General features: G+C 37.6%; 17 protein-coding genes. 11 read left to right on the top strand and 6 right to left on the bottom strand.

The features are described from left to right. Window positions 1-23: 23 nt before the first annotated feature. The gene (locus BLS38_RS05020) at window positions 24-1,406 is read right to left on the bottom strand and encodes a CYTH domain-containing protein (RefSeq protein ID WP_092747321.1); all 1,383 of its coding nucleotides are present in this window, start codon (window positions 1,404-1,406) and stop codon (window positions 24-26) included. 293 nt (window positions 1,407-1,699) lie between these two features. On the opposite strand from BLS38_RS05020, the gene BLS38_RS05015 reads away from it, so the two are divergent. The 5 genes from BLS38_RS05015 to rapA all read left to right on the top strand — a co-directional run bounded on the left by BLS38_RS05015 (window position 1,700) and on the right by rapA (window position 8,403). After that, entirely contained in the window at window positions 1,700-2,455 is a 756-nt protein-coding gene (locus BLS38_RS05015) for an OmpW/AlkL family protein (protein WP_092747319.1), read from the top strand. Window positions 2,456-2,624: 169 nt separating this feature from the next. Further along, on the top strand, window positions 2,625-3,248 hold the full coding sequence (gene thiE / locus BLS38_RS05010; RefSeq protein ID WP_092747317.1) for a thiamine phosphate synthase: 624 nt from the start codon (window positions 2,625-2,627) through the stop codon (window positions 3,246-3,248). Window positions 3,249-3,259: 11 nt separating this feature from the next. Then, window positions 3,260-4,564: a glutamate-1-semialdehyde 2,1-aminomutase gene (gene hemL, locus BLS38_RS05005; protein WP_092747315.1), complete on the top strand. Its 1,305-nt coding sequence runs from the start codon at window positions 3,260-3,262 to the stop codon at window positions 4,562-4,564. A gap of 129 nt (window positions 4,565-4,693) precedes the next feature. Then, window positions 4,694-5,338, top strand: a complete 645-nt coding sequence (locus BLS38_RS05000; protein WP_425283461.1) for an RluA family pseudouridine synthase — start codon at window positions 4,694-4,696, stop codon at window positions 5,336-5,338. A gap of 227 nt (window positions 5,339-5,565) precedes the next feature. Continuing rightward, window positions 5,566-8,403, top strand: a complete 2,838-nt coding sequence (rapA, locus tag BLS38_RS04995) for an RNA polymerase-associated protein RapA (protein WP_092747313.1) — start codon at window positions 5,566-5,568, stop codon at window positions 8,401-8,403. A 50-nt stretch (window positions 8,404-8,453) separates the two neighbouring features. Here the strand turns inward: rapA and BLS38_RS04990 are convergent, their stop codons facing one another. Next, complete coding sequence (locus BLS38_RS04990) at window positions 8,454-9,479, bottom strand: AI-2E family transporter (protein ID WP_092747311.1); 1,026 nt, start codon at window positions 9,477-9,479, stop codon at window positions 8,454-8,456. A gap of 71 nt (window positions 9,480-9,550) precedes the next feature. After that, on the bottom strand, window positions 9,551-10,234 hold the full coding sequence (fabR, locus tag BLS38_RS04985; protein ID WP_425283464.1) for an HTH-type transcriptional repressor FabR: 684 nt from the start codon (window positions 10,232-10,234) through the stop codon (window positions 9,551-9,553). Between the two features lie 156 nt (window positions 10,235-10,390). On the opposite strand from fabR, the gene BLS38_RS04980 reads away from it, so the two are divergent. The 5 genes from BLS38_RS04980 (at window position 10,391) to BLS38_RS13055 (ending at window position 15,460) form a co-directional block, all read left to right on the top strand. Then, on the top strand, window positions 10,391-11,464 hold the full coding sequence (locus tag BLS38_RS04980) for a flavin reductase family protein (protein WP_092747309.1): 1,074 nt from the start codon (window positions 10,391-10,393) through the stop codon (window positions 11,462-11,464). Between the two features lie 14 nt (window positions 11,465-11,478). Then, window positions 11,479-12,573, top strand: coding sequence for a fatty acid desaturase family protein (locus BLS38_RS04975; RefSeq protein ID WP_092747307.1), 1,095 nt, complete (start codon window positions 11,479-11,481; stop codon window positions 12,571-12,573). Between the two features lie 151 nt (window positions 12,574-12,724). Continuing rightward, entirely contained in the window at window positions 12,725-14,179 is a 1,455-nt protein-coding gene (gene pepD / locus BLS38_RS04970) for a beta-Ala-His dipeptidase (RefSeq protein ID WP_092747305.1), read from the top strand. A gap of 238 nt (window positions 14,180-14,417) precedes the next feature. After that, complete coding sequence (locus BLS38_RS13060) at window positions 14,418-14,831, top strand: LD-carboxypeptidase (protein ID WP_213030499.1); 414 nt, start codon at window positions 14,418-14,420, stop codon at window positions 14,829-14,831. Next, window positions 14,831-15,460: a S66 peptidase family protein gene (locus BLS38_RS13055; protein WP_213030498.1), complete on the top strand. Its 630-nt coding sequence runs from the start codon at window positions 14,831-14,833 to the stop codon at window positions 15,458-15,460. The genes BLS38_RS13060 and BLS38_RS13055 overlap by 1 nt, the downstream gene beginning before the upstream one ends. A gap of 158 nt (window positions 15,461-15,618) precedes the next feature. Here the strand turns inward: BLS38_RS13055 and BLS38_RS04960 are convergent, their stop codons facing one another. The 3 genes from BLS38_RS04960 to BLS38_RS04950 form a co-directional block, all read right to left on the bottom strand. Further along, a complete protein-coding gene (locus BLS38_RS04960) occupies window positions 15,619-16,851 on the bottom strand; it encodes an esterase-like activity of phytase family protein (RefSeq protein WP_092747303.1) in 1,233 nt (410 codons plus the stop codon). A gap of 117 nt (window positions 16,852-16,968) precedes the next feature. After that, window positions 16,969-17,607 carry a YitT family protein gene (locus BLS38_RS04955; protein ID WP_092747301.1) on the bottom strand — a complete coding sequence of 213 codons (639 nt, stop codon included), beginning with the start codon at window positions 17,605-17,607 and terminating at the stop codon, window positions 16,969-16,971. 73 nt (window positions 17,608-17,680) lie between these two features. Beyond that, window positions 17,681-18,310 (bottom strand): alpha/beta hydrolase, encoded by a 630-nt coding sequence (locus BLS38_RS04950; RefSeq protein WP_092747299.1) that lies wholly within the window; start codon window positions 18,308-18,310, stop codon window positions 17,681-17,683. 131 nt (window positions 18,311-18,441) lie between these two features. Here BLS38_RS04950 and yaaA point away from each other — a divergent pair, with 131 nt between their 5' ends. Next, on the top strand, window positions 18,442-19,215 hold the full coding sequence (gene yaaA / locus BLS38_RS04945; protein ID WP_092747297.1) for a peroxide stress protein YaaA: 774 nt from the start codon (window positions 18,442-18,444) through the stop codon (window positions 19,213-19,215). Window positions 19,216-19,244: the final 29 nt, after the last annotated feature.

Genomic DNA, 19,244 nt, shown 5'->3' with positions numbered 1-19,244 from the left:
TGACCAAATGATCATTTAAATAATTAAGGCTGTATTTTACGAATACGTTTTTGACAATATTGTTCTTGAAAAATAGCCTGCTTAGTTAACCAACCAAGAAAAAAAGATTGCTCAGTTTTTAGCATTTTCATAGATGTGATTAAAGATTGTAAGTGTTGAGTTTGTTGTAGTGTAATACATGCTTTTGTGGCTTTACTTGCAGTATCTTTTTTAATTGCTAAGTAGTGCGTATAAAACTCAAAATCATGTAGTGATATATCCTTTTGTGTGAGATTTTGAATATTGCTTACTTCAAGTTCAGCAGCAGTATACTTTTGTTCAAGCTGTTGTAAGAACTGAGCCACTGTTATGTCTGAAAGTTCAATTTCATTTTGACTTAAATTGAGTAGGTCAAGGAGTAAAAGAGTCGTTTCTTTTGACATTATACTTTGCGCCAGCTCTGCTCGTAGTCTTGAAAGTGATGGCGCAAGTCCTTTGAATGAATCTAGAGTATAAGGCTGTATATTTTCTTGTAACTCAGAGAGTAAAACATAGTCTGACAACAATTGTTTTATATGTTTAAGCTGTGTCATATGTGATTTTAAGGTATTGTTTGACTCAAATAAATCAATCATTTGTATTAAGTGACTTAAAGATACTTCTGCACATTGATAGTGCGATATTTCTGCAACTTGGTCAGCAATGGCAGCCACACAAGGTAAAAGAGGCCGAGTATAGTGCGTAATTATTTTCGCCAATAGTGGTTTTTTTAGCATTTTTTTTGTTAGGTGAAAATGATTTACTTCAGGCGCTGGGCTTACTTTTTCAGAGCGAGAGATTAAATTTCCTCGTTCTGCCTTACTGCGTACATCTAACCAAATACCATATTGCTCGACCCATTGTTGGGTAAACATAATTAAGTCGGCAACATGACCTGACTTAAGCTCAAACTCAATTTCACAAATCTCTTCGTAGTGTTCATTTCGACCCACACGACCAAGATCAAGGCAAACTTCAATCTCAGATGTATTATATGTAATGATTTTAAACTGGCGTTCAACAATGGTTTCAAACTGAATGACCAATTGATCCGGAGTTTTAATGAAATGGCCTAATAAACTTTCTGCTTCTTTGTCTTTTTTATAGAATTTAAGTTGTAGTTCAGGAGCTTGTTCAGTTTCACCACGATTAATTTCAAGCTCGTAGCGTTGTAGAGCATCATTACTTGCGCCTTTAAGGGTTTGTATCCATTCTTTGCCTTCTTTTCTAAGACGAATAGCGGTGTGTTTTTGTGCAAGTTCAAAAGTGCTGGTATCGAAGTACTGTGCATGTAGTGGGATTTTTTTAGGCTCTAGAGCCTGTATAGCCTTTAAGATTTGCAATTTTTTTTGCTTTGGTATTTGTAGTTTTAATTCAATTTCACTCATGGTACTACTCAATAAAATGATTTTTGATGTGATGTATTTTATGCTCAATTAATAGATATTGAATGACTAAAGCATATTTAGTTGACATTATAGTGTGTTTTTTGATCTATTGAGTATTTTTTATAAAAATATTTTTTAGAGCTAAAGCACTAATAATGAATATTATTTTACTTGTTTACATTCTTTTGTATAAAAAAAGTAGAAAATAGATATTGAAAATTAAAGTAAATATTCTAATAATTCATGCAAATTTTATGGCTTACTTCGCCTCATTATCTCATTTAGGTATGCAAATGAAAAAATTTGTTCAAAATTTAGTTCCAGTAGTTGTTTTAACGACTGTATGTGTAATGGCTCATGCAGAAACAACAAATGGTAAAACCTTTGCAGTTTCTGCAGGCTGGGCACACATCATGCCACAAGGTGAGAAACAGGGCGTACAGTCAGACTCAAAAATTGCAGCATTTAATAATTTTAATGCATCTTCAGGTTTTGATCTCGAAAAAACAGATACAGCAGAATTTAAAATTGATTATTTGGTCAATGATAATGTAAGCCTTGGTTTTGTTTTTGGAGTACCTCCAAAGTTTGATATTAAAGGTGAAGGAAAATTACTTGCAGGTAATTTGAATCTAGATAACTTTAGTAAAGTAGGTACAATTAAAGCCTATAACCCTGTCATGGTAGGTAAATATCATTTTGGTTCTGTAAGTAATGCTTTGCGTCCTTATATTGGTGCCGGTATTATGTATGCACATTTTTCAGATTTCCAACTTGATGGTGCCGTGAGCTCTGATGTGAGTAAAAAGGGTATGGCTATTACTAATGTAAAAGTAAAAGATGCTGTTGCACCTGTTGCTTTTATTGGTGCGGATTATAGCTTAACAAAAGATTTCTTCTTAACAGCATCTGTAAGTTATGTATATTTAAATACTCGTGCAAGTCTAGACATTAATAGCCTTTCAACACAATCAACTGTAGTCCATGGTTCAACACGTATTGAGGTTGACCCAATTGTGACTTACCTTGGGTTTGGCTACCGTTTCTAAAAAATACGATTTGAAAAAATGGCTTGTATGAAGATACAAGCCATTTTTTATTTATATTTTCATTCAACACAATGTGATAAATCCATGAAATCAGCATTATGAAATGACTATTCATTCTGGCTTGAACAGCGTAAAATCATTGGTCGACTGATTACATATTGAGGCTGGCATGCGAGGGTTATATCTCATTACTAATGATGATCCTATCGAACAACTACACTCTAAACTCGATGCTGCATTGGCAACAGGCCATATTCAAATTTTACAATACCGCAGAAAAAAAACGCCATTGACTCAACAGCCCGAAGAAATTGCAAGTATTAAAGCAATATGCGACCGCTATGCAGTGCCTTTCGTGATCAATGATAATATTGAACTCGCAGCCCAGTTTGGTTTAGGCGTACACCTTGGCCAAAGTGATGGTGAAATTCAAGATGCAAAAGAAAAATTACCACAAGGCGTTATTATTGGTAAAACTTGTTCGAGTTCACTCGAATTTGCTGAAAAAGCAGTAAGAGATGGCGCAACGTACGTTGCATTTGGTGCAATCTATTCAACACTTACGAAGCCTGAAGCTGGTTGTATAGGTATAGAGATTTTAAAACAAGCTCGACAACGTTTTGCTTTACCAATCTGTGCAATTGGTGGCTTAAGTGTAGAAAATAGCAAAGATGTGATTGAGGCTGGTGCAGACTTATGTGCTGTCATCACTGATGTTTTGGCACAAGATATAAATCATGTAGCAGCACGAGTGAATGCGTGGGCAGCTCAGTTTAATACAGAATTAAAGTAGGATTATTTTAGATGGCACTTTCAGCAAAACAAGTACAGCTTTTTGAGCAAGCAAGTAAACATATTCCAGGTGGTGTTAATTCACCAGTAAGAGCATTTAATGGTGTAGGTGGTACACCCGTATTTATTGAAAAGGCACAAGGTGCTTATTTATGGGATGTTGATGGTAAGCGATATATTGATTACATTGGCTCATGGGGACCAATGATTTTGGGTCACGCACACCCAGATATTGTTCAAGCAGTACAAGATGCAGCGCAAGATGGATTAAGCTTTGGTGCACCTACAGTACATGAAACCACACTTGCCGATCTGATTTGTGAAATCATGCCATCTATAGAAATGGTTCGTATGACGAACTCGGGTACTGAAGCGACGATGTCGGCTATTCGTTTGGCGCGTGGTTATACTGGGCGTGATAAAATATTAAAATTTGAAGGCTGTTATCACGGCCACTCAGATTCATTATTGGTTAAAGCAGGTTCAGGGCTTTTAACACTGGGTGAGCCAACCTCTAAAGGCGTACCTACAGATTTTGCTAAACATACGCTCACTGTTCCATACAATGATATTGCCGCATTAGATGCATGTTTTGAAAAGTACGGTCATGAAATTGCAGGTGTTATTGTTGAGCCTGTTGCAGGTAACATGAACTTGGTTAAACCGATTAAAGGTTTCTTAGAGCGTATTCGTGAAGTATGTGACCAATATGGATCTGTATTTATTATTGATGAAGTGATGACAGGTTTTCGTGTTGCTTTAGGTGGGGCACAAGCTCATTACAATGTCACGCCTGATTTAACAACGCTGGGTAAAATTATTGGTGCAGGATTACCTGTCGGTGCGTTTGGTGGCAAACGTGAAATTATGTCGTGTATTGCACCGCTAGGTGGTGTGTACCAAGCAGGTACATTGTCAGGTAATCCATTGGCGATGCGTGCAGGGATTTGCATGTTTAAACATTTGCGTGCCCCTAATTTTTATCAAAACTTGACTGAAAAGCTAAGCAAACTCCTTACTGAATTAAAAGCAGTTGCAGATGAAGAAGGTATTGCATTACATACAGAACAAGCAGGCGCAATGTTTGGTTTGTATTTCACCACACAAACTTCGATTGAAAGTTTTGATGATATTTTGAAATGCGATGTTGAGGCTTTTAAAGTATTCTTCCACGGTATGTTGGAGCAGGGTGTGAATTTAGCACCATCTGCTTTTGAAGCAGGTTTTATTTCAGCTGCACATACAGACGAAGATATTAAGCTGACGGTACAAGCGGCAAAAACAGTATTTCGCCAAATGAAAGTGCAACAAAACTAAGCTGGTTTTGTGATATAGGTGGCATAATGCAAAAATAAACGTGTTTTGCCATCTTTAGCATATTGTATTTCGTGCATAAGGTTTTTATTATGGCACGCCTGATTTGTATCGCACAGATGGAATATTGTTTTGCCTGATTTTTTAACCGAGCATCTCATTTATAAAGATGAAGATTTTATGGTCATTCATAAGCCAGCAGGTTTACTCAGCGTGCCAGGCAAGGGTGAAGCATTGCATGACAGCGTACTGACACGCTTAGTGCAAGAAGAGCCAAAAACATTACTTATTCATCGTTTAGATCGTGACACATCTGGTTTGCTCGTGTTTGCACTGACACGTCTTGGACAAAATAGTATTTCTAGACAATTTCAAGAACGTCAAACCCATAAAGTCTATCAAGCACTGGTTGCTGGACATTTAGAAGGCAGTGGCTGCATTGATATTCCTGTCATTTATGATCCAAGTCGCCCACCATTACATGTGGCCGATGCCAGTTACCATAAGCCTGCTATTACACATTGGAAAGCTTTAGAGCATTTTCAAATTGATGGTCATGCAGTTACACGTGTTGAGCTTGTACCGATTACTGGGCGTGCGCATCAACTACGTGTACATTTACAGCATTTGGGTTATCCAATCGTAGGCGATACTTTATATGCAAGCTTAGAACAGCAACAGCTTAAAGATCGTTTATGTTTACATGCATACCAGATTTCTTTTACGCATCCTAAAGCAGCACAACCAGTACATTTTGAATGTCCTGTACCATTTTAATGTGAAATGATATTTTACTTATCGCATTTAAATGTAGCGATATGCATAAATCACATTACAATTTGTATTGTATATAGATATGAATTTGTCAGTTGACACACAATATATTGACATATTGAAGCATATTTATTGCTCATGTTGAGTGGGCTTTATGCGAAAATATTAAAATGAAAATTAAACTGAACGATCTATGACATAGATTCGTTTTGTCTAGACTTAAATGAAAGGTGAAAAAATTGCAACAGTTTGCTATTGGTCAACGTTGGTTATCCGATACAGAAACGGAACTTGGTCTAGGGGTAGTCATTGATGTAGATGAGCGCTCTGTCAGCATTTTATTCCCTAAAAGTGATGAAACACGAGTGTATGCCAAGAGCAATGCACCTTTGTCACGTATTGTTTTCAATGTAAAAGATGAATTGCATGACCAAGAAGGGATTGCTTGGAGAGTAGAGTCATTTGAAGAGCGTTTCGGCGTACTGAAATACCATGTTGTACGTACCTTAAGTAGTGGTGAAAAAGAGCAAAAAACCCTGAATGAAACCCGTATAGGGGCACAAATTCAGCTGTCTAAACCGCTTGATCGGTTACTTGCCAGCCAAGTCGATATTAAAGCATGGTATGACTTACGTGTAGAAGCATTACAAATGCAAGCCAATATGAATAACAACCCGCTTAAAGGGGTCATTGGTGCACGTGTTGGTCTAATTCCACACCAGTTGTATATTGCTCATGAAGTCGGTAAGCGCTTTGCACCCCGTGTTTTGCTAGCAGATGAAGTGGGCTTAGGTAAAACCATTGAAGCGGGACTGATTATTCATCAGCAACTGAAAACTGCTCGTGCTGAGCGTATTTTAATTTTAGTCCCTGATTCATTGCAATATCAGTGGATGATTGAAATGCGTCGCCGTTTCAATTTGAATTTTGCTATTTTTGATTTGACACGTACAGCAGCGATACGTGAGCATGATCCAGAGTTGAATCCATTTAGTACAGAGCAATGTATTATTGCCAGTGTTGATTTAATGGTCGATCATGATGACTTGCGAGAACAAGCAATAGATGCAGGTTTTGACTTATTGGTCGTTGATGAAGCACACCATTTAATGTGGAGTGAAGAAGAAGGCGGTAATGACCGTTATGACTTAGTCGAAGAACTGGCTGAAAAGATTCCTGGCGTGTTGTTGCTCACAGCCACACCAGAGCAGTTGGGTGTTGAGAGTCATTTTGCACGGTTACGTTTACTTGATCCGCAACGCTTCAGTGCGTTAGACCGCTTTTTAGATGAAGAAGAAAAATATCATCATACGGCTAAAATTGCAGAAGTACTCATGTCTGATGAGCCTTTGACACAAAGCCACCGTTATGCACTTGAAAAATTACTCGGTCATGTGATTGAAGATCAACCTGAACAGCGTTATCAAGCGATTCACGAACTATTAGACCGTCATGGTACAGGACGTATTTTATTCCGTAATACGCGTGAAGCGATTCAAGGTTTCCCCGGTCGAGACTGTCGTCCTGCGCCACTTGTTGCACCGCAAACATGGTCAATGACGGGTAAATTACGTGAGCAAATGTGGCCTGAAGAGGCACATATAAATGGTTCTTGGATGCAAACAGATCCACGAGTCATGTGGCTTTTGGAGGTTTTACGTAAAGACCTCAAGCATAACAAAGTGTTACTGATTGCACGTAGTGGCCCTGTAGTTGAAGCGTTAGAAAATGTATTACGTTTGCATGCAGGCATTCGTACAGCCATGTTCCATGAAGCCATGACATTACTTGAGCGAGATCAAGCAGCAGCTTATTTTGCAGAAGAAGTAAACGGCGCACAAATTTTACTGTGTTCTGAAATTGGTTCTGAAGGGCGTAACTTTCAGTTTGCCAGTGACTTGATTTTATTTGATTTACCTGCAAATCCAGATGTACTTGAACAGCGTATTGGTCGCCTTGACCGTATTGGTCAAGAAAATAGAATTCAAATACATGTGCCATATTTAATGGGTACTGCACAAGAGCGTATGTTCCGTTGGTATAATGAAGCGTTAAATATTTTTAATCATATTTCACCGACTGCGCAGACTTTACAAGAAAACTTTATTGCTGATTTAAAATCACATTTACTGACAGACTTAGGCTCAGACTTTGATGATTTGTTGCAAGAGGTTATACAACAGCGTCAGGCACTGGAGGTGGAACTACAAGAGGGGCGAGATCGTTTACTTGAGTACAATTCATGCCGTCCGTTGGTTGCGCAAAATATTGTCAAAGCCTTAGATGATTATGATGACAACACAACCTTGCCAATGTTTATGAAGCGGTTTATGTCTTCAACAAATATTGATTTTGATGAGCAAAGTAATGGCACAGTCATTATTAAGCCAAGTGATCAAATGCAAGTGAGTGGATTAACGCTTGATGAAGAGGGTATGACAGCAACATATTATCGTGACCAAGCACAAATTCGTGAAGATGCAGAGTATTTAACGCTAGAGCATCCATTTATTGAAAGTGTAATGGAAATGATTCGTACACAATCATTTGGTAGTACCAATGTGGCAATGCTGAAATCAAATGCGATTAAGCCGGGTACTGTTTTAGTTGAAGTATGGTTTAAAGTTGAAGCCATTGCCCCGAAAGCCTTAAATGTATTGGCGAGTTTACCAACACAGCTTATTCGTGTGTTACTGAGTGAAAATGGTCAAGATTTGTCTAAAAAAATTGATCCAACGATACTCAAACCACACTTGCATCATTTAGATGGCAACAGTAGTCGTCAAATTGTGAAAGCACGTAGAGATGTGATTGAGCAACGCTACAACCAAGCCTTAGATTTAGCAAAAGGATATTTACCTGAGCTACAAACACAAGGTCAAGAGAACTATAGCAAACAATGGCAGTATGAAATTGATCGCTTAGTGTATTTAAAACAGTTTAATCCGAGCATTCGTGAAGATGAAATTGAGCGTTTGAAGAAATTACAGCAAGAAGGCGCACAAAGTTTAGGCCGCTTATCTGTAGTGCCTGAAGCCATACAAGTCTTAGTGGCAGTCAAGCCATAATAAAAAAGCGCTCGAAATGATTCGGGCGCTTTTTTTATCATCCATCTAGGTTAAATCATTTTAAGTACAGTGAGTTCTTGTTTGATATAGGCATAAAAAATAGGGGCAACAATTAAGCCACCGATGCCAAAAATAGATTCAAAAATGAGCATTGCCAGTAACACTTCCCATGCTTTGGCTTTAATTTTTGTACCAATAATTTGTGCATTAATAAAATACTCTAGTTTATGTATCAGCACTAAATACACTAAACACACCGATGCAACAGGTAAAGAAATGGTTAATCCGGCCAATACAATTAAAGAGTTTGATAATAAATTACCCGCAATTGGAATTAAACCAAATACAAAGGTGAGTAGGCATAAAGTTTTTTCAAACGGCAAATGGACGTGAAATAAAGGCAATATAACCAATGAAAAAATTACAAATAGAACAGTATTAATAAATGAAATTTTAATTTGAGCAAAGACAACGTTTCTAAACGAATCGCCCAAATGGGTAATGCGCGCAGTGAGAGCCACTTTAAATGCAGGTTGTGGTTGTGTAGCTTTGCTATTATTGGTTTGTACTGACACCAAAATGCCAATAATAAGTCCAATGAATGTGGTTGCAATATTATGTAAAAAATCTGTACCTGCACTACGTACGGCCTGAATATTGTTTTTAATGAGTTCCATGAAATTATTTTTTAAATCGCTAATATTATTTGGAATATAGCTTGGGAGAAATTTAGCGATTTCTTGTTGAATGTTAATCAGGGTTTTATCAATTTGTGCGTTAAAACCATCTAAACCATGGTGCCCTTGTAAATCAGATAAAGTGAAATTAACTAAACTGGTAATGGCAAGAACTAATAGTGCAATAATCGTCACACTAAGGACTATACTTAAAATAAGTTTGGTTTTACTGCTTTTTGTATAAGGTTCAATCATTTTGTTGAGTGAGTGGATAATCTCATAAATTAAAAAACCTGCAAAAAAACTGGCCAGTAAATGCAGAGGAATGAGTGCGGTCAATGCAATTATAATGACAATATAACTTGCAATGTGCGCTTGGCGGTCGGTAAATAGACTCATATTTAATCAGCTTGTTATAATCAGGGTAATATCGTCAGGTGACAGTGACCTTGTAGGAACTGTAGTTTTGACTAACTTTTGGTTTTATATTGTTCTCGAGACTCTAAACGTCGTGCGCCTTCTAAAATCATTCGAATCATGAGCATGGTTTGCTCTGCAGTATGTCTCCTTTGTTTGGCATCCAAATCAATGACTTTTGCTCCCATATTGAATACCAATTGAGTAATACCAATCGCAACAATTTCTGGATGTGCCATTTTACTTTTATTTAAATACTCTAGTCGTATTAAATCTTCTTGTAGCTCTTGTTGAAAAAAGTTGAGCTGTTGTTCAACTGCTTGTTTATACGACACAGAGCCAGTATAGCCTTCTCTAAGTAACAGACTGAGATAGCCTTCATCTGTATCTAGCTGTTGTAAAAATATTTCTATAGAAGTTCGAATAATGCCATCTTGTTTTATAGCTCTTAGCCGCGCTTCACGAATAATCTGTCTTAATACTAAACCTGCACGGTTAATCAGTTCAATGGCAAGTTCGTCAATATCTTTGAAATGACGATAAAAGCTATTGGGTGCAATACCTGCTTCACGGGCAATTTCTCTTAAGCTTAATGACGCAATACTTTTTTGAGGGCCAATGAGATTAAGGGTCGCTTGGAATAGTTCTTCTTTTGTAATTGTTGCTTTTCTGCCGACAGTGCGTGCAGTGGTCTTCAGCGGCTCTAAAGGCGGCTCAAGTATTTCATGCGATGTCATTGTAGATAAGGGGACCATATATGTCATTGAAGAAGTTTTCCTGATTATAGCCTTATCTTTAGTGAATTAGAAATATAACAATTCGCTGTTTTAATACTATACATATATATATACATGTGTATAATAATAAAAAGTCATAACCGAGATGGCCTAAATATGAACGTATTACCAAAAAAAAACCACGCAATCAATTTTTTTACAGAGAGCGTGCTTGACCAAAAAGTCATTAACTTTTGGGTACAAAAATTTAATCCAACTTGGTCTACACATGAAATGTTAGGCAGTATTGTTAAAAAACGCAGTACAGCCAAAGATATGGTGACATTAACAATACGTTGTAATAAACGTATGAATTTCGGTTTGCCGGGCCAACATCACCCAGTGATTGTAGAAATTGCCGCACGTCGTTTAGAGCGTACTTATAGCTTAAACCGTATAGACGAACAGCACGTTGAATTGACACTTAAAAAAGTGCCTCAAGGTGCAGTCAGTACTTGGTTATGCAATGTGGCTGAAGTTGGCGATGTGGTTGAATTTGGTCAGCCGTACGGTGAAATGCTGTGTGTTACACATCCTGAAAAAGATGTGATTTTATTGGCTGCGGGTAGTGGAATTACGCCCATGTATAGCATGATCTATGATCTCGCTAAAACAGGTCAATTAGCACACTATCGTTTAAAACTGATGTATTGGGTTAAGCGAAGCAATGATCTTGCTTTTCATGAATTTTTTCAAAATACTGCCAAGCAGTATCCACAATTTAGCTACCATGCGTTTTGTACCCAAGACGACGATCAGACAGCATCTCGCTTAAATGAAAGCCATGTGAATGACTGTGGTGATTTACATGATACTGCTGTGTTTGCGTGTGGTCCTTCGGGATTTGTGAACTCGGCATGTGAGTTGTTTCATGCAGCACGTTTATTTAAAAGCGAAGCATTTACCTTGTCACCTTTAGAAATATCGGACACAGGTACAGTGACTATTACCCTTACCAAATCGCAAAAAATGTTGGAAGTTCCCCGTGGTATATCGCTACTTGATGCATTAGAGCAAGCCAATGAAAAGCCTGTTGCAGGGTGTCGTATGGGAATATGTAACAAATGTTCATGCCATAAAGTCAGTGGCGTAACACAAAATATTTTGAATCAAAACCAAAATGCAGAGCCAGGTAGTTCATTACGTATTTGTATTAATTCGGCAAAATCTGATCTAGTCTTAGATCTGTAAGAGTGAGTTGTATCATGAATATGCACGTAAAAACCCAGTACTTTAAAAACCCAAAAAATCGTGAGTTAAGTGAAGCTGAATTGGAATCTTTAGCGGCAGAACTTGATGCGATTAAACAAGATGTGCTTGATGATTTAGGTGAAAAAGATGCTAAGTATATGCGCCGTGTATATTCAACGGTACGCTATAGCAGTATCGCAGGTCGTGCCTTATTATTTGCAGGATGGTTTCCGCCAGCATGGGTTTTAGGTACAGGACTTCTTGGTATATCAAAAATTTTAGAAAATATGGAAGTGGGTCATAATGTCATGCATGGACAGTATGATTGGATGAATGATCCAAGACTCATGGGACAAAGTTACGAATGGGACATAGCAGGTACTGGCGATAACTGGAGACAGTCACACAATTTTACGCATCATACCTATACCAACATTAAAGGTATGGATGATGACATTGGTTATGGCCTATTACGTTTATTTCCTGAACAACGTTGGAAAAAATCACACCTCTTACAGCCACTGTATAGCATCCCATTTTGTTTCTTATTCCAATGGGGTGTTGCTATACAAAGTCTAGAAATTGGTAAGTTATTTATTGGCCGTAAAACGAAGAAGCAATTGTGGGAAGAGTGGAAGCCTATTCAAAACAAAGTCGCTAAATTGTTATTTAAAGACTATGTATTTTTCCCGCTGATTGCAGGACCAAATGCGATTCCTGTATTTTTTGGTAACATGGCTGCCAACGGCATGCGAAATGTTTGGACGTTTAGCATTATTTTTTGTGGCCACTTTACTAAAGATGTTGAAGTATTTCCAAAGTCAGTTTTACAAAATGAAAGTAAAGGACATTGGTATATGCGCCAAATTCGTGGTTCATCAAACTTGATGGGCTCTGAAGCATTTCATATTTTAACAGGTCATTTGAGCCATCAGATTGAGCATCATTTGTTTCCAGAAGTACCGGGCCGCCGTTACAGAGAAATGGCGCCAAAAGTTGAAGCAGTTTGTGAAAAATATGGTTTAAACTATAACAATGCAAGTTTATTTAAACAATATAGCCAAGTATTGGGCCGTATTTTTAAATATGCATTGCCGTTTAAAAAATAAACACATGATGCGATAGTCATTTACCCTAAACTAAAAAATGAGTTTAGGGTATTTTTTTGTCTAATAAAAATATTTCCAGCACAATAATAGTTATTGTCGTTGACTGTATGAGCAAGTAAGCTAAAGAGATTATATTCTTTGAGTAATGGTTATGAGCATGTTTGATTTCTCCCAATTACAACCACAGATTGTTTGGAAACACTTTGATACGTTATGTCGTATTCCTCGAATATCTAAGCAAGAACAACAGCTCAGAGACGTGTTACAAGCATGGGCCATAGAAAAGAATTTCCCAAGTGTTATTGATGGTGCAGGCAACTTAATTATTACCAAACCTGCGAGTCAAGGTAAAGAACAGGTTATCCCTGTTATTTTACAAGCACATGTAGATATGGTGACGCAAGCTAACCGAAATACAATACATGACTTTAATAAAGACCCCATACAGCCTGTGTTAGAAGACGGTTGGCTGATTGCTAAAAATACAACGTTAGGTGCAGATAACGGGATTGGTGTGGCTTTAGCGCTCGCAGTATTAGATAGTGACGATATTGAGCATGGCCCAATTGAAGTATTACTTACGGTAGATGAAGAAGCCGGTATGAGCGGTGCTAGAGGGTTAGATCCAGAAGTATTAAAAGGTAAGTGGCTTTTTAATATGGATACTGAAGAATGGGGCGAGTTATATTTGGGTTGTGCAGGCAGTCAAGATGTTGAACTCACACAAGCAGTCATAGCACAAGAAACACCACAAGATCAGCTTTGGTTTCAGCTAAGTGTACAAGGAATTAAAGGTGGACACTCAGGGGTGGATATTCACTTAGGTCGTGGTAATGCTAATGTGATTTTAGTGCAATGTTTACATCAATATTTAGGCAATGGCTATTTGGCTTCATTGGTCGGTGGTACTGCACGTAACGCAATTCCTAGAGAAGCGTCTGCAGTCATAGGTTTAACTGAACAACAGTATAGAGACTTTCAGCAACAGGTCTCTCAGTATCAACAACACTGCCTTGAAACATTAAAAGGGATTGATGACGGCTTAGAGATTACATTGATGCCGTGTTCAGTGCCAACACAGATTTGCCCAACGCATGTTACACAAGCATGGATCACTGCACTGGCAACTTGTCCATATGGCATATACCGTATGAGTGAAGTATTAGATGATGTGGTTGAGACGTCAAATAACATTGGCATGCTTGCTATAACTGCTACAGAGGTATCTGCTAAAATTATGGTCCGTTCAATGGTCAATACACAAGCAGCACAGCTTGCTGAAACGATCAAAACACATTTTATCAGCTATGGTGCACAAGCAACTCTAACTCCTCTTGTTTCAGGTTGGACGCCTAACCCAGAGTCTGCGGCTTTAAAGTGTTTACAGCAGGCATATCAAACAGCATTTGGTATAGATGCTAAGCTTAAAGTAATTCATGCAGGCTTAGAGTGCGGTATTATTGCTGAACATTATCCAGATTTACACATGGTTTCATTTGGCCCAGATATTCGTGGGGCACATGCACCGGGTGAGCGAGTAAATGTTGAAACAGTAGAAAAATGTTGGACGTTACTCAAAACGGCGTTGTCTTTGGTGGGTAAGTAAGTTCGACAGCTCCACACTATGAGATAGATTTGCAATAATTAGTGAGTAAGCAATGAGCCTTCTATGTTATGTAGGGGGCTTTTTCTGTTTTGTATATAACAATCTTTGCTTGTGAAATCATTTTAAATATACGTTGTAAGCGATATGTTTAAATCAACGGTATGCTTTTAATCACAAGGTTGATCTATTTTGAGTTATAAGTATTAAATAACAAAAACATGATAGAGGTTTGTGATTTATGAATATACGTTTTCCTCCTCCTTTAGTTGAGGGCGATTTGATCGCAATTACTGCACCATCTATGGGGGTTCCCAATCATTTTCATGCTCGGCTTGATTATGTCATCAAACATTTAAAGGCAAAGGGGTTTAGAGTCATTGAAGGGCACTGTTTACGTTCGGTACACAAGAATGCCAGTGATAACAGACTAGCAAGAGCAAAAGAACTGAACGGTTTTTTACTTAACTCAGAGGTTAAAGCCATTATGCCTCCGTGGGGAGGAGAGCTCGCAATGGATATTTTGGAATTAATAGATTTTAAACAGCTTTCTACATGTGAACCGAAATGGTTTTGTGGGTATTCTGATTTAAGTACATTACATATGCTATTACCACGATTGCAGGTTGGGCAACGTTGCATAGTCCGAATTTAATGGAGTTTTCTATTACATCACCAGATACAACTACAGAAAAAATATGGGATGTTTTACAGGTAAATAGAGGAGCCATTATTCATCAGGCATCGTCTTTACACTATCAAAGTCAACCAAATAATTGGGCATTGAATCCTTCTGATGGTTTTAATTTAACAGTGCCGACACAATGGAAACGTTTAGATGGAGAAGTTTCGCCAATCTCTTTTCATGGTCGTTTCATTGGAGGGTGTTTAGAAACAATCTCTCGCCTCGCAGGTACTGAGTTTGGAGATATTCCTCAGTTTATAAAACAATATGCGACTGTAGGAATAATTCTTTATTTTGAAAGTTCGGAGCTGAAACCTTGTGCACTTGCAAGAGCTTTGCTCAGCTTGAAAATGCAGTATTGGTTCAATGGGTTATCAGGCATTTTAGTAGGTCGAAGTTCAACTAAAGAACAAGAAAAAGGCGCTACAGATCAATTGACCTATATAGATGCATTAAAGTTGGCCCTGGGATATCTTAATATTCCTGTCATTTACGATGTAGATATTGGCCATGTACCACCACAAATGTCATTGGTTAATGGCGCACTTGCACAAGTGAATTTTACGCAAACAGATTGTTCGATTACTCAGCAACTCTAATGATTAAAAAATAAATAGATAAATTTATTTTTTGATCAAACTATTGTCATTATTATGATTTGCTGTGAGTGCTGTTTTAGCCCATTTTTGACTCAACTGAGCAGATAGAAACGGGCTAAAACTCGTTGTGATAGTACAGTTAACAAATAACCAACGGCTTACCACAGTGATTGGGGGAGTTTAATTTTTATCACTTCATTGTTATCTGCTGTATTGGCATTTCGACCAGATGAAAATGGAAAGTTATTGTCATTCAATATGGTAATGGTATCTGGGCTTTCAATAATAATATCTTCAATGGTTTCAAATGGCATCATAAACTGTGTGCCTGTACCTAAATCGCCTGCATATCGGGTGGTTTTGTAGAGTTCATTGGGGTTATTAATTGCCATTAAATTGACTAATTCTTTACGTGTTACTGCGTGTTTTACATCATTGAAATGGACTTGAATAATCTTTTTGTAGCCATTTGGATCATTTTGACTGGCATCTCGTTCAATAATGAGACCATCTTTATCATTAAACATTTGAAAGTCGCCAATATTTGTGGCTTTAGCATCTAGTGCAAAGTAGTAGTAGTTTGGAGTATATTGTTTCTTCTGTATGTCAAATTGAAAAATCAGCAGTTGTTTTTCTTTTGAGTTGAGCAATGGTTTTTCAAGTATAGGATATAAAAACTTCTGGTCAGGAGAAAGAGCCATCCCTTCAAAACCACCACTCTTTTGTACCAATGGTTCAATGTATTGTGATTTATTACGATTAAACTGATTTTGTGGTGATCTTAACGCTGTGTTGGGTTCAAGTGGGTTAGGCAGAGTAACTGGCGGGTCAAGCAATACGCCATCTGCAGAAAAGTGCAGTAAATATGGGCCAAATTCATCACCGATCCAATAGCTCCCATCACTCAATTGTTGCATTGATTCGATGTCAAAATCTGCACCTGTGAGTAAGCGATCAGCTGTGTTTTGATGAATAATTTCAAATGGAATAAGATGATTTGGGTCTTTAAGTTGAATCGTTTTAATAATATTGATGTTCTGTGTGGGGTGTTTTTTTGTTGCAAAGTCAATGTCCAGCGTATACATGCGCAGTAAGAAGTCACTCGAATTTTCTTGCGTACCAAAACCATTGTCAGGCATTACGGTATATGTGCCCGCTTTATTTTTGATCGCAGCAGAGAAACCTTGTATAGGCTGACTTTTAAAAGGGACAGAAAAACCATTTTTACCTTCAATTTTGTGGCCACTACTTGGCCCTTCGGTAAAAGTACCTGCCGGTAAGCTCGCAAAAGCAACTAATTTGGCTGCTTTTGTACTTGGAGTCGGTTGTGTTTGACAGCCCGTTATCATAAGTATTGAGGCTAAAATACTTAAAGCTAATTTCTTATTCATTTGATGTTATACACTGTTGTTGTGAAGTCTAAAGTCTAGGAAGAACACATGAACAATAGATGTCAGTGATATAACTGATCTGTTACCCAAGCTTTTAATCTTGGATTTGTATCTGTATTAAGCAATATAACGTGAGCTTTTATGGTTCATTGCAATCACAAAGTTCAGTACAAAAGCACCTAAGATTGAAATGGCTAATAAGTGCCATTCTACAAAAAAAGATGAAGCAATGAGAATACTCAAGTCTACGCCCATCTGAAATTTACCTGCTGCAATATTAAATCTGCTTTGTAAATATAAGGCTAAAAGATTAACACCACCTAGACTAGAACGATGTCTAAATAAAATTAAGAAACTTACACCCATAATTAAGTTGGCAACAATTGTGGCATAAATTGGGTTGAGTGCTTGAATTTTAATAAATTGTGGCATGATTTCAGTAAATGCAGACAGTAAAACCACAGCAATAAATGTTTTAACGACTAAAGCTACCCCCATTTTTTTATATGCAAAATAATAAAAGGGAATATTAATCAGAAAAAATACTGTGCCAAATTTTAAGCCAGTAATGTAGTGAATGAGTAATGATAATCCTGCTGTACCTCCGGTCATAATGCCCGAAAACTGGAGTAAATTTAGAGCAAAAGATAGAATAAATGTACCAATGAGCATTGCAAGCATATCTTCAAACTTGGTATGTGCATCAATTAGAGGGGGTGACAGCGATTCAGATAGAGTGGATGTATGATTTTTCATATCGATTACCAAAAGTTAAATCCATCAGTTATTATATATCGCATGCACGGCGGCATGCGATACTTAGCTTTAATTATAAATTAATATAGCGTTGAATGGTTTCGTTCAGCTGTTTCAAGTAGCCTGTAAAAAAGTGGTTTGCACCTGGGAAAATGGTGATTGGATGTTTTTGAGGTTTCGCCCAAGTAATTGCATCTGATAACAATGTAATGTCATCACTTTCGCCGTGTATAAGCAGTAAGTCACCTTTAAGTTCAGGTGTTTTATAATGTCTTAAACCTTGTACAGTTGCGGTAGGCAACCCACAGAGGACCAACTGCGTTGGGCGCTCAAGTTGTTCAAGTTGGTCGTACGCTTTAGCAATCACATGTGCACCAAAACTAAACCCACCAGCATAAAATACGAGTTCTGGATGTTGTTGTTTGGCATAGTTAATGACAGCTAGGATATCATCTGTTTCGCCAAAACCTTCATTATGTGTACCTTCGCTGTTACCAGAGCCACGAAAGCTCGGTCTATACACAATACAGCCTCGCTCAGCTAAAATTTTAGCCAAAAGGGCAGGCACTTTGTGCTGTGGTGTACCTCCTTGTAGTGGATGAGGGTGACATATTACGGCAAATCCTTTTGCAGTGATTTGTGGATAATCAACAAATACTTCAATTTTACCGACTGGGCCATTTAAAAAGAGTGTATCAGTCATATCGTTGATATTTCTTGGGTAAGAAGGAGTCTCTATGATACCGATAATTACGATTAAAAACACAAATTAGCTTTAGAAATTCATGACTGTTATAGTAACAGACATGAATATAATAGATGATAGGTAAGACAATGCTAAGCCTCATATCCCCAGCCAAAACATTGGATTACGAAACGGTTTTACCCACAGATCATTTTACACAGCCTCGGTTGCTCGATCAGTCAGCTCAACTGATAAATGTCTGTCGTAAACTTTCTGCAACTCAAGTAGCAAGTTTAATGCATGTGAGTGAGAAAATAGCACAACTGAATGTAGCACGTTTTCAAGATTGGTCGCCGTCTTTTGATTTTGGCAATGCACGCCAAGCTATTTTTGCTTTTAAAGGTGATGTCTACACTGGTTTAGATGCATATAATTTAAGTGAAAAACAGCTTGATTTCGCTCAACAACATTTGCGTATGCTTTCAGGTTTATATGGTGTATTACGCCCTTTAGATTTAATGATGCCGTATCGTTTAGAAATGGGTACGAAACTGCAGAATGAACGTGGTACAAACTTGTATAGCTTTTGGGGTGAGCGTATTACACAGCAAATCAACCAAGATTTAGACGTCGCAAATAGTCAAATTTTGTTGAATTTAGCCTCTGATGAATATTATAAAGCAGTGAAGCCAAGTCAGGTCAAGGCTGAGATTATTCGGCCTGTATTTTTAGATCAGAAAAATGATCAATACAAAATTATTAGTTTTTATACCAAAAAAGCCCGTGGCTTAATGGCACGTTTTGTGATTGAGCATCAGATTACCCGTATTGAAGATTTAAAAGCATTTGCTGTTGATGGCTATTATTTCGATGCAGTGAGCTCAAGTGCAAATGAACTCGTGTTTAAACGAGATGCAAGATAAGCCCATGTATATATCAAAGGTATAATAGC

This window comes from Acinetobacter boissieri (genome assembly GCF_900096955.1).
GTDB lineage: Bacteria > Pseudomonadota > Gammaproteobacteria > Pseudomonadales > Moraxellaceae > Acinetobacter > Acinetobacter boissieri.
This window is presented reverse-complemented; position numbering and strand designations above follow the sequence as displayed.

Bases quoted from the DNA above. Each gene is read 5' to 3' on its own strand.
- yaaA (WP_092747297.1), top strand. From the start codon at position 18,442: ATGCTAAGCCTCATATCCCCAGCCAAAACATTGGATTACGAAACGGTT.
- BLS38_RS13060 (WP_213030499.1), top strand. From the start codon at position 14,418: ATGAATATACGTTTTCCTCCTCCTTTAGTTGAGGGCGATTTGATCGCA.
- hemL (WP_092747315.1), top strand. From the start codon at position 3,260: ATGGCACTTTCAGCAAAACAAGTACAGCTTTTTGAGCAAGCAAGTAAA.
- BLS38_RS04975 (WP_092747307.1), top strand. From the start codon at position 11,479: ATGAATATGCACGTAAAAACCCAGTACTTTAAAAACCCAAAAAATCGT.
- BLS38_RS13055 (WP_213030498.1), top strand. From the start codon at position 14,831: ATGGAGTTTTCTATTACATCACCAGATACAACTACAGAAAAAATATGG.
- BLS38_RS04960 (WP_092747303.1), bottom strand. From the start codon at position 16,851: ATGAATAAGAAATTAGCTTTAAGTATTTTAGCCTCAATACTTATGATA.
- BLS38_RS04990 (WP_092747311.1), bottom strand. From the start codon at position 9,479: ATGAGTCTATTTACCGACCGCCAAGCGCACATTGCAAGTTATATTGTC.
- BLS38_RS04955 (WP_092747301.1), bottom strand. From the start codon at position 17,607: ATGAAAAATCATACATCCACTCTATCTGAATCGCTGTCACCCCCTCTA.
- fabR (WP_425283464.1), bottom strand. From the start codon at position 10,234: ATGACATCGCATGAAATACTTGAGCCGCCTTTAGAGCCGCTGAAGACC.
- BLS38_RS04950 (WP_092747299.1), bottom strand. From the start codon at position 18,310: ATGACTGATACACTCTTTTTAAATGGCCCAGTCGGTAAAATTGAAGTA.
- thiE (WP_092747317.1), top strand. From the start codon at position 2,625: ATGCGAGGGTTATATCTCATTACTAATGATGATCCTATCGAACAACTA.
- BLS38_RS05020 (WP_092747321.1), bottom strand. From the start codon at position 1,406: ATGAGTGAAATTGAATTAAAACTACAAATACCAAAGCAAAAAAAATTG.
- BLS38_RS05015 (WP_092747319.1), top strand. From the start codon at position 1,700: ATGAAAAAATTTGTTCAAAATTTAGTTCCAGTAGTTGTTTTAACGACT.
- pepD (WP_092747305.1), top strand. From the start codon at position 12,725: ATGAGCATGTTTGATTTCTCCCAATTACAACCACAGATTGTTTGGAAA.
- BLS38_RS04980 (WP_092747309.1), top strand. From the start codon at position 10,391: ATGAACGTATTACCAAAAAAAAACCACGCAATCAATTTTTTTACAGAG.